Annotated in this window: 11 protein-coding genes and 1 tRNA gene; 6 read left to right on the forward strand and 6 right to left on the reverse strand. The window is 60.3% G+C overall.

The features are described 5' to 3' along the window. Positions 1-180: 180 nt before the first annotated feature. Positions 181-270, reverse strand: a tRNA-Ser gene (locus F0184_RS16450). A gap of 373 nt (positions 271-643) precedes the next feature. On the opposite strand from F0184_RS16450, the gene F0184_RS16455 reads away from it, so the two are divergent. The 4 genes from F0184_RS16455 (at position 644) to pabB (ending at position 5,662) form a co-directional block, all read left to right on the forward strand. Further along, the gene (locus F0184_RS16455; protein WP_150497304.1) at positions 644-982 is read left to right on the forward strand and encodes a hypothetical protein; all 339 of its coding nucleotides are present in this window, start codon (positions 644-646) and stop codon (positions 980-982) included. A 137-nt stretch (positions 983-1,119) separates the two neighbouring features. Beyond that, entirely contained in the window at positions 1,120-1,779 is a 660-nt protein-coding gene (msrA, locus tag F0184_RS16460; protein WP_150497305.1) for a peptide-methionine (S)-S-oxide reductase MsrA, read from the forward strand. A gap of 361 nt (positions 1,780-2,140) precedes the next feature. Then, positions 2,141-3,634 (forward strand): methyl-accepting chemotaxis protein, encoded by a 1,494-nt coding sequence (locus F0184_RS16465; protein ID WP_150497306.1) that lies wholly within the window; start codon positions 2,141-2,143, stop codon positions 3,632-3,634. 198 nt (positions 3,635-3,832) lie between these two features. Then, the gene (pabB, locus tag F0184_RS16470) at positions 3,833-5,662 is read left to right on the forward strand and encodes an aminodeoxychorismate synthase component I (protein WP_150497307.1); all 1,830 of its coding nucleotides are present in this window, start codon (positions 3,833-3,835) and stop codon (positions 5,660-5,662) included. 116 nt (positions 5,663-5,778) lie between these two features. On the opposite strand, the gene F0184_RS16475 is transcribed toward pabB, so the two are convergent. Further along, positions 5,779-6,267 (reverse strand): phosphate-starvation-inducible PsiE family protein, encoded by a 489-nt coding sequence (locus F0184_RS16475; RefSeq protein ID WP_150497308.1) that lies wholly within the window; start codon positions 6,265-6,267, stop codon positions 5,779-5,781. Positions 6,268-6,592: 325 nt separating this feature from the next. Beyond that, positions 6,593-7,246 carry a nucleotidyltransferase family protein gene (locus F0184_RS16480; protein ID WP_150497309.1) on the reverse strand — a complete coding sequence of 218 codons (654 nt, stop codon included), beginning with the start codon at positions 7,244-7,246 and terminating at the stop codon, positions 6,593-6,595. A 127-nt stretch (positions 7,247-7,373) separates the two neighbouring features. Here F0184_RS16480 and F0184_RS16485 point away from each other — a divergent pair, with 127 nt between their 5' ends. Both F0184_RS16485 and F0184_RS16490 read left to right on the forward strand, forming a co-directional pair. Beyond that, positions 7,374-7,688 (forward strand): hypothetical protein, encoded by a 315-nt coding sequence (locus F0184_RS16485; RefSeq protein ID WP_150497310.1) that lies wholly within the window; start codon positions 7,374-7,376, stop codon positions 7,686-7,688. Between the two features lie 132 nt (positions 7,689-7,820). Then, positions 7,821-8,816, forward strand: a complete 996-nt coding sequence (locus F0184_RS16490; RefSeq protein WP_150497311.1) for an NAD(P)/FAD-dependent oxidoreductase — start codon at positions 7,821-7,823, stop codon at positions 8,814-8,816. Between the two features lie 109 nt (positions 8,817-8,925). On the opposite strand, the gene pheT is transcribed toward F0184_RS16490, so the two are convergent. From pheT to pheS, 3 genes are all read right to left on the reverse strand, one after another. Beyond that, the gene (gene pheT, locus F0184_RS16495) at positions 8,926-11,343 is read right to left on the reverse strand and encodes a phenylalanine--tRNA ligase subunit beta (RefSeq protein WP_150497312.1); all 2,418 of its coding nucleotides are present in this window, start codon (positions 11,341-11,343) and stop codon (positions 8,926-8,928) included. 77 nt (positions 11,344-11,420) lie between these two features. Beyond that, entirely contained in the window at positions 11,421-12,077 is a 657-nt protein-coding gene (locus F0184_RS16500) for a phenylalanyl-tRNA synthetase subunit alpha (protein ID WP_150497313.1), read from the reverse strand. Between the two features lie 33 nt (positions 12,078-12,110). Next, positions 12,111-13,193: a phenylalanine--tRNA ligase subunit alpha gene (pheS, locus tag F0184_RS16505; RefSeq protein WP_150497314.1), complete on the reverse strand. Its 1,083-nt coding sequence runs from the start codon at positions 13,191-13,193 to the stop codon at positions 12,111-12,113. Positions 13,194-13,328: the final 135 nt, after the last annotated feature.

Raw genomic sequence — 13,328 nt, forward strand, 5'->3', positions numbered from 1 at the left:
CGCAAATCAGGCCGACAACGAAGGGAGGAAGCCAAAATCTTGACCACGGCGTAACCGCCGTTCCATACACAAAAGGCGGGTCAATTCTCGGTGGAAATACCGGGTCAGTTCTCAGTGAAAATCAACACCGTGTCTCCGGTACACACCTACCGATGTCTCCGCATCGGACAAAAATATTTATGGCGGACAGAGAGGGATTCGAACCCTCGATACGGTTGCCCGTATACACGCGTTCCAGGCGTGCGCCTTCAACCACTCGGCCACCTGTCCACTTCGCAGCGTTCCCGCGTGCGAGAGGCGCAATATACCCATGGGGCTTCGGAGTTCAAGCGGGTCTTGAACTTTTTTTGTTCGGGTGTTTGGTGGGATAACGGAGCTGGCGGATCCGCCTTCCATTGATCAATCCGGGCAAGGCATCATGGGGGACTGCGGCGGCAGGACGGGCGCGGTCTCGTTTGTGTGTCCCATCACGGATTTGTGCGGTTTTGGGGGATTTCTGAGGTTGCAGATGCCGCTCGGGCATCCTACGTCTCCGTATGGATCGGGGCGATTCGTTTAACTGGCACACAGGCCGGGGCGGTGAAGGCGCTGCCCGACAGCGCCAACCTGCGGCATCATTTTGCCGGGAGATGGAAGGCAAACCATGGTGCAGATCTTGAGGTTCATCCTGCGCATTGCGGGACTGGCTATTCTGGCCTGTGCCGTAATAGCCATCGTGGCGGATGCCGGCAGGTCGATCGGAGCGTCCGACCTGGTGTTCATGCCGATCGGGCAGCTCTGGTTCGACTTGTCCCGGGAAACGTTGAACCTCGCGCAGGCCGCCGTTCAGCGGCATGTCAGCCCGGTCTTATGGGACCCAGTCATCATGACCGTCTTGACCTGGCCGGTTTGGGCGGTTGCGACCCCGCTCGGACTGGTGTGCCTCGCCTTGGGCACGGGCGGAAAATCCAGATCCCGCTCCGGTATCCGTTTAGGAGCCTGAGCCGGCCCCTGAGCTTGAGCTTGGGTCCGGGTCTGAATCATCGGCGTGAGGCGGCCCTTTCCCGGCGCGGCCGTCTTGTAGAAACCGAAAGACGCGATACCTTCATGCCAGCCACTCAACGCGTTCAGGGGGTCCAGATGTCATTCATGACCATGCTTGCCAAGAAGTTCACGCTTCCGTCCGCTGAAGAAGCACTGCCGGGACGGGATGCGGCGATCGTTCCTTCCGCTCCCCATCATGTCAACGGCCGGCCGATGACTGGGCCTTATCCGGAAGGGGCCAGAACGGTCCTGTTCGGCATGGGGTGCTTCTGGGGTGCCGAACGCCTGTTCTGGAAGATCCCCGGCGTCTACGTGACGGCTGTCGGCTATGCGGGGGGGCACACGCCGAATCCGACCTACAACGAGACATGCACCGGCCGCACCGGACATACCGAGGCTGTCCTGGTGGTTTACGACCCTGCGGCCGTGAGTCTTGAAGACCTGCTTCGCGTTTTTTGGGAAAATCACGATCCCACGCAGGGCATGCGTCAGGGAAACGACACGGGCACGCAGTACCGGTCCGCGATCTATGTCAGTGATTCGGAGGACCTTGCCCTTGCCGAAGCGACACGGGCCGCGTTCCAGCAGGCCTTGTTGCAGTCGGGTATCCGTTCGACCATTACCACCGAGATCAGACAGCTTAGCCAGTTCTATTTTGCGGAAGACTATCACCAGCAGTACCTGTCGAAAAACCCGGGAGGCTATTGCGGCATCGCGGGAACAGGCGTCCGCTGTCCGGCTGGGATCACCGCGTAGAAGCGGTTTGTGGCGTCAGGCCGGAACCGTCATGAATTGTGAAGGAAGCGGCGGCGCGGCGGTGTTCGTGCCTCGGCTTCTTGCGTTAGGGAAGCCCCGCCCCGCATTCTGCTGTATTCCATGATTATGAGCCGTTTTATGAAGTCTTAAGGGCCAGCCACTAGCATTGGCGCCAGTGGGGAACGGGCAGGGCTGTCCGGTGCGGTCAGGGCAGGTTGGCGACTTTACCAAGGTCCGTCGAAGGGAATTCCGGACCGGTTTGTCTGACGCGATGAGCGTGGCTTGATCATGCCGGCTTCCAAGCGTGACAGCCGAATTGGCGTCTGCCCGTCCCATTGGCGATAAGGACCAAGGAAAGATCATGAGCAATCACGAACGCACGGCGGACACCAGCCTTGAGGGCCTTCGCACCAGCTTTGCGACCTATATGGTCTACTTCGTGTGGATGAATGTCCTGCTTGTCATGGTGACGACGTGGCTGGTGGGCACCATGCCCCTCGTGACGATGAGCGGGGCGGCGCTGCTCCTGGGTGTGGCGGCGAACGCGGCCTGGCTGAAATTCGGAGCCGCCGTTGAAACGAGGATCGCAACCGCGGTCTCCCTTGCGGCCCTTGTTGCCCTGTTTGTGGCGGCTCTGGCCGCTCCGGATCCGGCCCAATCCTTCCAACTTGACGGACATATGTATTTCTTCGCGGTTCTGGCGATCCTGGCCGGTTATGTCGACCGCAGGGCGCTTCTGGCCTATGCCGCTGTCGTTGCCGTCCATCATCTGGTGCTGAACTTCTCTTTCCCGGCGGCGGTTTTTCCCGGTGGGGCGAACCTTACACGCGTTGTGTTTCATGCGGTCATCGTTGTTGCGGAGGTTGCGGCCCTGATCTGGGTGGTGGACCGGTTGGCAAGGGCCTTTTCCGTCGCGGACAGCGCGCTTTCGGAGGCGACAAAGGCAGCGGAACAGGCAGCGGCCCTTCAGGATGCGGACAAGGCCCGGCTGGCTGAGGATCGGCAGGAACAGGAGCGCGTCGGGCGCCGTATCGAGGAGTTCCGGAGCGAAATTGCGCAACGGTTTGAAAGCGTCCTGCAGCAGGTCCAGCAAATTCGCTTGGCCTCGGGCGAGTTGGGGGATGTCGCGGAAAGCACGGCCAAGCAGGCCGGGCAGGCGTCCGATGCGTCCGAGACGGCGTCTTCGAATGTTCAGATGGTCGCATCAGCCGCAGAGGAACTGTCGTCGTCTATCAGCGAAATCTCCCGGCAGGTCGAGCAGACAACACGAATCATCGTGGAGGCCACGCATGGGGCGCAGAAGAGCAACCAGAAAGTCGCAGGCCTGGCGGAAGCGGCAAATCGCATTGGCGAGGTGGTCACCTTGATCCAGGCGATTGCAGAACAGACCAACCTGCTCGCCTTGAACGCCACCATTGAAGCGGCACGGGCGGGCGAGGCCGGTAAGGGATTTGCTGTTGTCGCAGCCGAAGTGAAAGAGCTTGCAACCCAAACATCGAAGGCCACCGAAGAAATCGGAGCCCAGATTTCGGCGATCCAGAACGAGACCCGTGATGCCGTGGGCGCCATCGGGGAAATCGCTGCGATTATGGACGAGGTCAACAAATACACTTCCGGCATAGCCGCATCCGTTGAACAACAAGGGGCGGCGACGGCCGAGATCTCCCAAAATGTCGCGGAAGCAGCTACCGGAACCGGACGGGTTGCCGAGAACATTGGGGGGGTATCGCAGGCGGTTGAACGAACGAGCGGGTCGGCGGCCGTGGTCAGCACGTCCGTGGAGGAACTCGAACGTGAGGCTTCGGAAATGCGAGCCGCGGTCTCAGCGTTCCTTGAGGATGTCCGCGCGGCCTGAGACGGCTGCTGCACAAACGGGCAGGCCGGCTGATCGGCCCGGTTTGGGTGTTTCGGCGTGTTTCGATGCGGTGCATTTGGACCGGACGGCTTGACGGGAGGTCGGTGCGATGCCATTTGCCGGCCTAATCTGAATGGCGCGAATCCCAAGCGTATGGTTTAAGCCCGGGATCAAATCGCGCCCGGCCGGCCAAAAAAGATGGATCAAAACACCCTTCCTCCCGCCTCCGTTTTGCTGATCGACGTTTTGCATGGCGGCAAAGCGGTGCTCTATCGCGATCCGCAGCGTATCATAACCTGCACCGATTTGGCCGAAGTCGAACCGTGTCTTTCCGACATCGAAGCCGCGCGCCGGTCCGGCTGCCATGTCGCCGGCTTTCTCGCCTATGAAGCCGGATACGCTTTTGAGGAAAAGCTGCGGGCGCGCTGGACGGGGACGGGTGATCCCCTGGTGTGGTTTGGTGTGTTCGATCATGCACAGGCGCTGGACCTATCCCATGTCCGGACTTTACTGAGGCAAACCGCCAGGGCGCAAACCGGAGCGGAAACACCGTCCAAAGTGTCGGTGACCGGTTTCGACATGAATGTGCAAGACTATGGCGCGGCCTTTGCCGAGGTCCGCAACCATCTGGCCCAAGGCGACATATACCAAGTCAATCTGACCATCCGCGCGGCTTTGAAGGTCGAAGGCGCTCCGGAAGCCCTTCTGCTTGATCTTCTTCGGCGTCAGCCAGTGGCCCATGCAGCCTACGTGAATACCGGTGAACGCACCCTTCTGTCCCTGTCGCCCGAGTTGTTCTTGCAGCGCACCGGCCAAACGATCCGGACGCGGCCGATGAAGGGCACCGCGCCGCGCGGCCGGTTCAATGCCGAAGACGAGACACTGTCGCTGGAGTTGGCCGCCGACCCCAAACAGCGTGCTGAAAACACGATGATCGTGGACCTGATGCGCAACGACCTGTCTCGCATCAGCCGCCCGGGAACGGTGAAGGTACGGAATCTGTGCCAGGTCGAGCGCTACAGAACCGTCCATCAGATGACGTCGACCGTCGAGGCAGAGCTGGAGCCGGGCATCGAGTTCCCGTCAATCATCCGCAAACTCTTTCCCTGTGGTTCGATCACCGGGGCGCCAAAGCTCAGCGCGATGATGATCGCCGACCGTTTGGAAACGTCGCCACGCGGTATCTACACCGGTTCAATCGGGGCCGTGGCGCCCAACGGGGATTTCCGCTTCAACGTGGCTATCCGGACATTGGATCTCAAATCGGATGGGTCCGGTGTGGCCGGCACAGGGTCCGGCGTCGTTTTCGATTCCGGGGCCGGACCGGAATATGAGGAATGCGCCTTGAAACTGAGCTTCCTAACGCGCTGCCTGCCCGAGATAAGTCTGATCGAAACCTTGGCCTTTTATCCTGGCGAGGGGTACACCCTTCTTGATCGCCACTTGCAGCGATTGGCGGACTCGGCGCGCTACTTTTCCTTCCATTTCGACGAAAAGGCCGTCAGATCCGTATTGGAAGACGATTGCGCAACCAGCGGGACACCCCAGCGTGTCCGTCTGGAGCTCGATCCGGACGGCGCTATCTCGCTATCCAAGGTCCCGCTCGATCCATCGCGGGCAAGGCCCGCCTGGAACGTGTGTATCGCCGATGAAACCGTGTCGTCCAACGATCCGTTTCTTTTTCACAAGACGACACATCGGGCCTTTTACGATGAGGCCCGGGCCAGATACGCGGCGCAGACCGGCTGCGAGGAGGTGCTCTTCATGAACGAGAACGGGTTCCTGACCGAGGGCAGCTACACCAACCTTTTCGTGCGCAAGCAGTCCCGTTTGCTGACGCCCGCGCTTGGCCATGGCCTTCTTCCAGGTGTTTTGCGCGCCGGGCTTTTGGAGATGCGGGCCGCGTTCGAGGCCGATTTGACCCCTGACGATCTGATGACCGCGGAGGCCGTTTATGTCGGCAATTCTGTCCGTGGCCTCATTCCCGTGAAGCTGATTTCAAATCGCCCCATGCGCGCGGTTTCCTAAAGCATCTCCTGAGAAGATTGAACCGTTTCACGCGCGAGCGAGCCGGGAAAGGTACGCTCCATCAACAAACCCATGCCTCGCCGAAAGCCGTGAGACCGACTGTCCGAAACCCGGCCCTACAGCTTCTCCTGGTCCTTTTTCGCCCCCATTTCCTTGGTTGGGATGTTCAGCGTGAAGACCGGGGTCTTGTGAACGAGCCAGTAGGCCCCGCTGGCGGCAAACACCAGCAAGGCCAAACCGAACAGTTCAAGCGGCTCGACCTTTTCCATGTCCAGGATGATGACTTTTCGTGCCACAGCCATGAGTGCTGTTGCGATCACGATCTTCACGTGGATGACGTCTTCGCGCAGATAGATCGTAATATTGATGAAAATCTCGATGGCAATCAGAACGGCCATGAAGGCCCCGAACACGCCCAGAATGTCAGGAATCGTCAGGATGTAGCGCGGTGGGGCCAGTACCCTTTGATAAAGTGTCCAACCGACGTCAACAACACCCATAATGATCACCACGACCATAAGAATAGCAAGTATTCGTACAGATAAATAGATTACCTCCTGTAGATATACTATAAGTTTTTCCTTGTTTGGTCCGTGATCGTGCATGGGCTACGCCTTTTGGATGCTGGCCGTTTTCAAACTCGAGGGGCGCCTTGGGTTCTGTTCGTCTGTTACATGGACATCGGGACCTGCTCTGGTTTGCCATTCTGATTGAAACAATCACGCCACCGGTATTGCAAACCTGTTGCAGTTCTCTGACAGGGGGCGAAAATCTCCGAAACGATGCCGCATTCCGCTTGTTAGCAGGTTAATGCCGCCACTGTAGGCCGGACGATTGCGTAGACGGTCGTCTGGCGGGTATTCATCTTCGTTCCGATTGGGCGGAGAAGTGTTCGGGAAACCGAAAGAGGCCGGGCCTATCGGTCGGAACCTAAGATGAAATCCGGCTCGGCCATGGGACAACGGTCAGCTCCGGCCAGAACGTTTTCATCCGCGCACCTTTCTCCTCGTGGGTGGCGCGATTGTTCGTCGCGGTGTTTGGAACCAGCCGCATCGCAAAGATATTCGCCAGGCCAAAGGGAGCGTGGACCTCCAGCGCATTGCCTTGTGTCAGCCGAACGGCTACCGCGTGGGTCTTGGATGCATAGAACACAAGGCTCTCAAGGCTGCAGGAAAGGGGCTCGTACGGCCGCCCGAACCGGTTTTCGTACCAAAGATGCACCCGTGCCTGGTTCCGGACTTCGATACGTTCGGCCAATTCGGGAATGGCGTCTGCGACACGCCGGATCACCTTGTCTTCCGCGTCATAGGACAGATCCGACCCGTCGAAATAGATAAGATCGTAGTCCTTGATCCCATAACCTTCCGGACGGCCCGTCAGAGCATTCCAGATGGTTTGATAGATGGCGCCCGAGACGAGCCAGGCATCGGGCAGATCGAGGCGGCGGCTTGTTTGAAGGATGGCCATCAGCGTTGGGTCCGTTTGAACAATCCGCGAAACCGCGCGGAACCGGTCATCTTCGCGGGTCTTGGTGGGGTCAGCCAGTTCGCCGACGGGGAATGGGTCGGGTGGTGTTGTGGGCATGCGCGCGCTACCTGCCATTCTTTGGCGATCGTGTTTGTCTTGACCTCGGCGTGCCGGGCTTCATATTCGATCACAAGACAGTCATGTCGAAGGATACATGATGCACCGGATTCGTCAGGCTTTCGCAATGCCATTTTCCAGGATGGGCGCTGCCGCGCTCATCGGATCAACGGTCATTTTGCTGCAGCCCTCGCCTTTGTCCGCTCAGGCGCGGCCCGATACCAGGACGATGACCTGCGAGCAGGCAAAGGCGCGTGTCAAGGCGCAGGGCGGACTTGTCATGACAACCGGGCAGAACACCTACCAAAGGTTTGTGGCGACCCACCAGTTCTGCTTCAGTCCGACCGATGTCACGCAGCCGGCCTTTGCCCCGACCCGCGACAACGCCCGTTGCGATATTGGCTTCACATGCCGGGATCGGTCGGCGAATGCTCAAAACTGAACGGGCCGCCGTCCACCGGCTTTGGCTTGCGGCGATCCCCTACGCGGGGTAACGGTCTGCGGGTATCCTTTCGGACCGGGCCAGGTCCGGTTTTGAGCGGCGCCCGACTTCGTCTCAGCAGGTCATGCATTCATGAAAGTGATTGTTGTTGGAGCCGGGTTTTGCGGCTCGGTCCTTGCCTACCGCCTCGCCCGCGTGGGGCTGGACGTCCAGGTGCTTGAGGCGGGAGTGCCGGAACTGGACAATGTCACGGCCCATTCGATGGGGTGGATCAACGTTTTCAATGCCAATGCGCTTGACGATGTGGCCGGGTACAGGTTTCGGCAGGACGCGGTGCGGGACCATGCGCGGTTGGCGGCGGAGTTGGGCGCTGCGTGGCCAATCCGAAAAACCGGCGCGGTGGTTTGGCAGGACGATCCAGCGCAAACACAGACGTTTGTCGAGCAACACCAAGCAGCGGGAACCCGTATAGAGCGGATCGCAGAAGCAGACTTCACCCGGCTGCTGCCGTCGGTTCCTGCGGTCCCCTCAGAAGCGGCTTTCCTGCCGGACGACATGGCGCTTGAACCGGGCGAAGCGGCCCGGTTGCTGTGCTCGCGCGCCGAAGGTCTGGGGGCGCAGATCACCTACGGCGCTGGGGTCCAGAAACTGGTTGTCTCCGGGGACCGGGTAAGCGGTGTTGAGACCGCAAATGGTCATTACTCTGCAGATGCCGTTGTTCTGGCCTGTGGGACGGCTTGCGGGTCTTTGCTGCGGCCTCTGGGCCTTGAAGATCCTGTCGACGGCTCTCCGGCGGCACTTGTCCGGCTGCGGTCAAACCACCCTTTAAACATCGGCCCGATTGTCTGTGCGCCAAGGGTCGAAGTCCGCCAAAGGCCCGATGGCACCTTGATGTCCGCGGCTTCGCTCAAAGGCCGGAGTGACGCCCGGATCGGACGGGATACCGTTCGTGCGCTTGAGGACCTGTTTCCAGCCTCAGGCGGTTTGGAGGTTTTGGAGACACGGATCGCAAACCGGCCGGTGTCACGGTCGGGCGAGCCGCTCAAAGGTCCGGTTGCCAGTTTTCGGGGGCTGTGGCTCTTTGCCATGCATCCTGGCTTGATCCTCGCCCCTTATGCGCGCGCATGATGGTGGACGAGATGCTGGGACAATCTGCTCCTCAATAGAAAAACCAGACGGCGCCGGAAGGAAAGCCCCGGAGCGTATCCGGGTCTTTCCAGTTGTTCAGCTCACAGGTCTATCCGCGCAGCGTTCCACCTGTGGCCTTTTCGACAGAGGCGACGACCTTTTTGGATACGGCGTCGATCTCCTCATCGGTCAGGGTTTTCTTGACCGGCTGGAGAAGAACGTCGATCGCCACCGATTTTTGGTCCGGGTCGATGCCCTTGCCCTGATAGACGTCGAAAAGCGTCACCTCGCTGATGAGAGCCTTGTCCGCCCCGCGGGCGGCCTTCAGCAAGGTTTCGGCTTCGACACTGGTGTTGACCACAAATGCGAAGTCCCTGCGCACCGGCATGAGATCGGACGCAAGCAGTTTGCCCTTGGAGCGGGTGGCCTTGGCTTTCGGTTCGGGGAGAGCGTCCAGATAGATCTCGAACCCGATCACCGGTCCCGAAATATCAAGCTCCATCAGCGTGCGGGGATGGAGCTCACCGAAAACGGCCAAAGTGTTCTTCGGGCCAAGCTTGAACGCCCCGGAACGGCCGGGGTGGAAGTGGCCGGGCGCATCGCGGAACACCATGAGCTTGTCCGCGGGTGCGCCGATGGCCGATAGCGCGGCCAAGGCGTCCGCCTTGGCATCGAACACGGTGACCGCGTTGGCCGCACCTGCCCAGTGCCGCCCGCTTCCTTCAAGGCGTGCGGTTCCCCGGCGGATACCGGAAGCCACCATCTTCTGGTCTTCCGGCGCGTCGCCGCCAAAAATCTGACCGACCTCGAACAGCGCCACATCCGGGTAGCCGCGATCCGCGTTGCGCTGTGCCGCGCTCAAGAGACCGGGCAAAAGGCTCGGCCGCATGTGCGACATGTCGGCGGAAATGGGGTTGGCGAGCATCAGTTCGGCTTGCCCGCCGCCGAAATGATCGGCGTGGCTCTTTGAAATGAAGGACCAGGTGACCGCTTCGTTCATTCCGCGCGCGGCAAGCGCCCGCCGCGCTTTCGAGCGGCGGATCTGCCCGGTCGTCAAGATGCGCGAGGCGACGGTTCTACCGCGCGGCAGAGGGGTCACCGGAACACGGTCAAGACCGAGAATGCGGACCACTTCCTCCACAAGGTCCGCTTTTCCCTCAATGTCCGGACGCCAGCTCGGCGCGGCCACTTTCACCGTGTCGCCGGCACCTGAGATCCAGAAACCGAGCGCCTTCAAGGTCAGATTGATTTCCGCCGTTGTCGCTTCAATGCCAGACAGGCGCTTGACTTCCGCATAGGGGAAGTCGATCACTTTGGCGCTTTCCGGCACCGTTCCGGCCTGAACGATTTCAGAAGGCTCGCCGCCACACAGGTCGAGCACCATCTGGGTGGCCATCTCAAGTCCTGGAAGCATGAAGTCCGGGTCCACACCGCGCTCGAAACGGTAGCGGGCGTCCGTGTTGACGCCCAGTTTGCGCCCGGTCGCAGCGATGCCGTCTTCATCCCAAAGCGCGGACTCGATCAGGACATCGGTGGTCTCTTCGGTGCACCCGGAAAGTTCGCCGCCCAGAATGCCACCGAGGCTCTCCACCGCATTGTCATCGGCGATGACGCAGATGGTGTCATCCACCTCGTAGGATTTGCCGTTCAGGCCTTCGATGCTTTCGCCGGAGCGGCCGCGCCGCACGACAAGATCACCATTGACCTTCGCCGCGTCGAAGACGTGGAGGGGCCGGCCGCGGTCGAATGTCATGTAGTTTGTGATATCGACCAGAGTGTTGATCGGACGCAGGCCGATGGCGACGAGACGGTCCTGCATCCATTTCGGCGAAGGCCCGTTGCTGACACCCTTGACCAAGCGCAAAGCGAATGCCTTGCAGAGCGGCTTGGTATCGCCAAATTCCAAGGTGACACCGGTCGGGCAGGGGAAGGTGCCGCGCACCTGCTTCGCACCGCTGTCTTTCAACTTGCCAAGACCGGCGGCGGCCAGGTCGCGCGCGATGCCATGCACGCCCGTGCAATCCGGCCGGTTGGGTGTCAGGCCGATTTCGATGACCGGATCGTCCAAACCGGCCCAGGATGCATAGGACTGGCCGACCGGAGCGTCCTCAGGAAGATCGATGATGCCTTCATGCGCGTCGGACAGTTCCAGTTCGCGCTCCGAGCACATCATGCCGAAACTCTCTACGGCCCGGATCTTCCCGACGGAGAGTGTGATATCAATGCCCGGCACATAGTCGCCAGGCCGGCCCAGGACGCCGACCAGTCCCTTCCGCGCATTCGGGGCGCCGCAAACGATCTGGAGCGGTTTGCCTTCCCCGGCATCCACGGTCAGCACTTTCAGCCGGTCGGCGTTGGGATGCGGACCGGCGTCAATGACCTTCGCGATCGTGAACGGCGCCAGGCGTTCGGCGCGGTTCGACACGCCCTCGACCTCCAGGCCGATCATGGTCAGGCGGTTGACGATCTCTTCCAAACTGGCGTCGGTCTCCAGATGGTCTTTCAGCCAGGAAACTGTGAACTTCATGGGGCTTGCTCTTCATGTCGTGGGCCCGGGGCGCGTCTGCCGTGCGGCGCGCGCCTGCCGGACAAGGAGTTTGTGGTCTATTGCGCCGCGATCCGGTCGATGTCCGGCAGCGGCGATGCATTGCCATAGCTCTCGGCAAATCGTTTTCCGATATCAGACAGTTCAACTGTCCAGCCGCGAACGATTTCGGGTGTGATTTGTTGACCGGTCGTGATCGCTTGCGCGGCTTCCGCCTCGATCCGGTCGCGCAGGATGCCCAGCTCGAATTGAGCCGCATATTCCGCCCTGTACTTGCCGAGCCAGCCGACCGCCATAACACCAACGACAATCAAGAGGGCTGCGGAGCTGGCCAAACTCGCCCATCGCGCCGTGCCGCCGATCCGCCGCTCGCTGGCAACGAGGACGATCGAACAGATCGTCAAAAACGCCACGATGTAGATTGCCGACAAGAAGCTGTCATACTTCTCGACGGCGGCCTCGGCATGGGAAGCCCGCAAGCTCGTGATACGGTCCCGGAGGTACAAAAGCGCGTCTGCCTCCGCCCCCAACTTGTCTTGAAAGTACTCGCCGCAGAAGCGCAGCCGCCCCCGTGCCTCGCTCTTTTCGGCGCAGGCTTCCATGAAGGATGTGGGCGTTGGAACACGGGAGTCCCGGTCCTCCGTCTGTGCCGCAGCGATCCCGGCAGACAGAACGAGCACAATGATTGCGGTAAAAACACGGGAAAGAAGCGGCATTTCAGTCGGGCCTTTATCTTGCGAGGGGCCTGGTCAGGATGACAGGCCGCCGAACAGCGTCGGCAGATCAAGCGGGCGGAAGCCGTAATGCTGGATCCAGCGAATATCGGCATCGAAAAAATCTCGAAGGTCCGGCATTCCGTATTTCAGCATCGCCAAGCGGTCGATCCCGACCCCCCACGCAAAGCCTTGATACTCGTCGGGGTCGAGACCGCAATTGCGCAGGACGTTCGGGTGAACCATGCCGCAGCCGAGGATCTCCATCCAGTCGGAGCCTTCGCCGATTTTCACCTCGCCGCCAGAGCGATCGCATTGAACGTCGACCTCCATGGACGGTTCGGTGAACGGGAAGAAGCTGGGCCGAAACCGCATGTTGACGTTTTTCACTTCGAAGAATGCCTTGCAGAATTCCTCAAGGGTCCATTTCAAATGCCCGAAGTGGGAGGTCTTGTCGATCACAAGGCCCTCCAGTTGGTGAAACATCGGCGTGTGGGTCTGATCGCTGTCGCAGCGATAGGTTCGGCCCGGAATGATCACACGGATAGGCGGTTCTTCGTTGCGCATGGTGCGGATTTGCACCGGCGATGTGTGGGTGCGCAGCAGCAGGCGTTCGCCATCCTCCTTCTCGTTGAAGAAGAAGGTGTCGTGCATGTCCCGCGCCGGGTGGCCTTCGGGAAAATTCAGGGCGGTGAAATTGAGGTCATCGGTTTCGATGTCCGGGCCTTCTGCGACCGAAAAGCCCATATCCGCGAAGATCGCAGCAAGTTCGTCGATCACCTGGCTGATGGGATGAACGCGTCCGGTTTCCGCTGGAGACGGCCGGAGAGGCAGGGTGATATCGATGGTCTCGCTGGCGAGCCGTGCATTCAGCGCCGCTTCGGCCAGCATTGCCTTGCGTGCGGCAACCGCATCCGTGATCTTGGCCTTCAGTGCATTGAGAGCGGGGCCCATGGTCTGGCGTTCATCCGGGGACATTTTTCCGAGCGTTTTCATTTGCTCTGAAATGCTGCCCTTCTTTCCAAGTGCGGAAACACGGATTTCTTCGAGGGCGGTCTCTGTGTCTGCAGCTTCAATGGCTGCGATGAGATCGGTTTCGAGTTCGTTGAGATGGGACATGCGAATACGTTGCGTCCTGTCGCGTTGAAGCGCGTTTGAAGTCTGGGTAGGTTGTTCGGTGTTTTATCAGAAAAAAACAGGCTCGCTACCGCCCGCGCACCATTTATTGCCCACCCCACGTGGGCGCGTCATGGA

Origin of the sequence: Roseibium aquae (assembly GCF_008711285.1) — a bacterium.
Classification (GTDB): domain Bacteria; phylum Pseudomonadota; class Alphaproteobacteria; order Rhizobiales; family Stappiaceae; genus Roseibium; species Roseibium aquae.

Coding starts and splice junctions, on each gene's coding strand:
- F0184_RS16455 (WP_150497304.1), top strand. CDS start 644: ATGGTGCAGATCTTGAGGTTCATCCTGCGCATTGCGGGACTGGCTATT.
- msrA (WP_150497305.1), top strand. CDS start 1,120: ATGTCATTCATGACCATGCTTGCCAAGAAGTTCACGCTTCCGTCCGCT.
- F0184_RS16465 (WP_150497306.1), top strand. CDS start 2,141: ATGAGCAATCACGAACGCACGGCGGACACCAGCCTTGAGGGCCTTCGC.
- pabB (WP_150497307.1), top strand. CDS start 3,833: ATGGATCAAAACACCCTTCCTCCCGCCTCCGTTTTGCTGATCGACGTT.
- F0184_RS16475 (WP_150497308.1), bottom strand. CDS start 6,267: ATGCACGATCACGGACCAAACAAGGAAAAACTTATAGTATATCTACAG.
- F0184_RS16480 (WP_150497309.1), bottom strand. CDS start 7,246: ATGCCCACAACACCACCCGACCCATTCCCCGTCGGCGAACTGGCTGAC.
- F0184_RS16485 (WP_150497310.1), top strand. CDS start 7,374: ATGCCATTTTCCAGGATGGGCGCTGCCGCGCTCATCGGATCAACGGTC.
- F0184_RS16490 (WP_150497311.1), top strand. CDS start 7,821: ATGAAAGTGATTGTTGTTGGAGCCGGGTTTTGCGGCTCGGTCCTTGCC.
- pheT (WP_150497312.1), bottom strand. CDS start 11,343: ATGAAGTTCACAGTTTCCTGGCTGAAAGACCATCTGGAGACCGACGCC.
- F0184_RS16500 (WP_150497313.1), bottom strand. CDS start 12,077: ATGCCGCTTCTTTCCCGTGTTTTTACCGCAATCATTGTGCTCGTTCTG.
- pheS (WP_150497314.1), bottom strand. CDS start 13,193: ATGTCCCATCTCAACGAACTCGAAACCGATCTCATCGCAGCCATTGAA.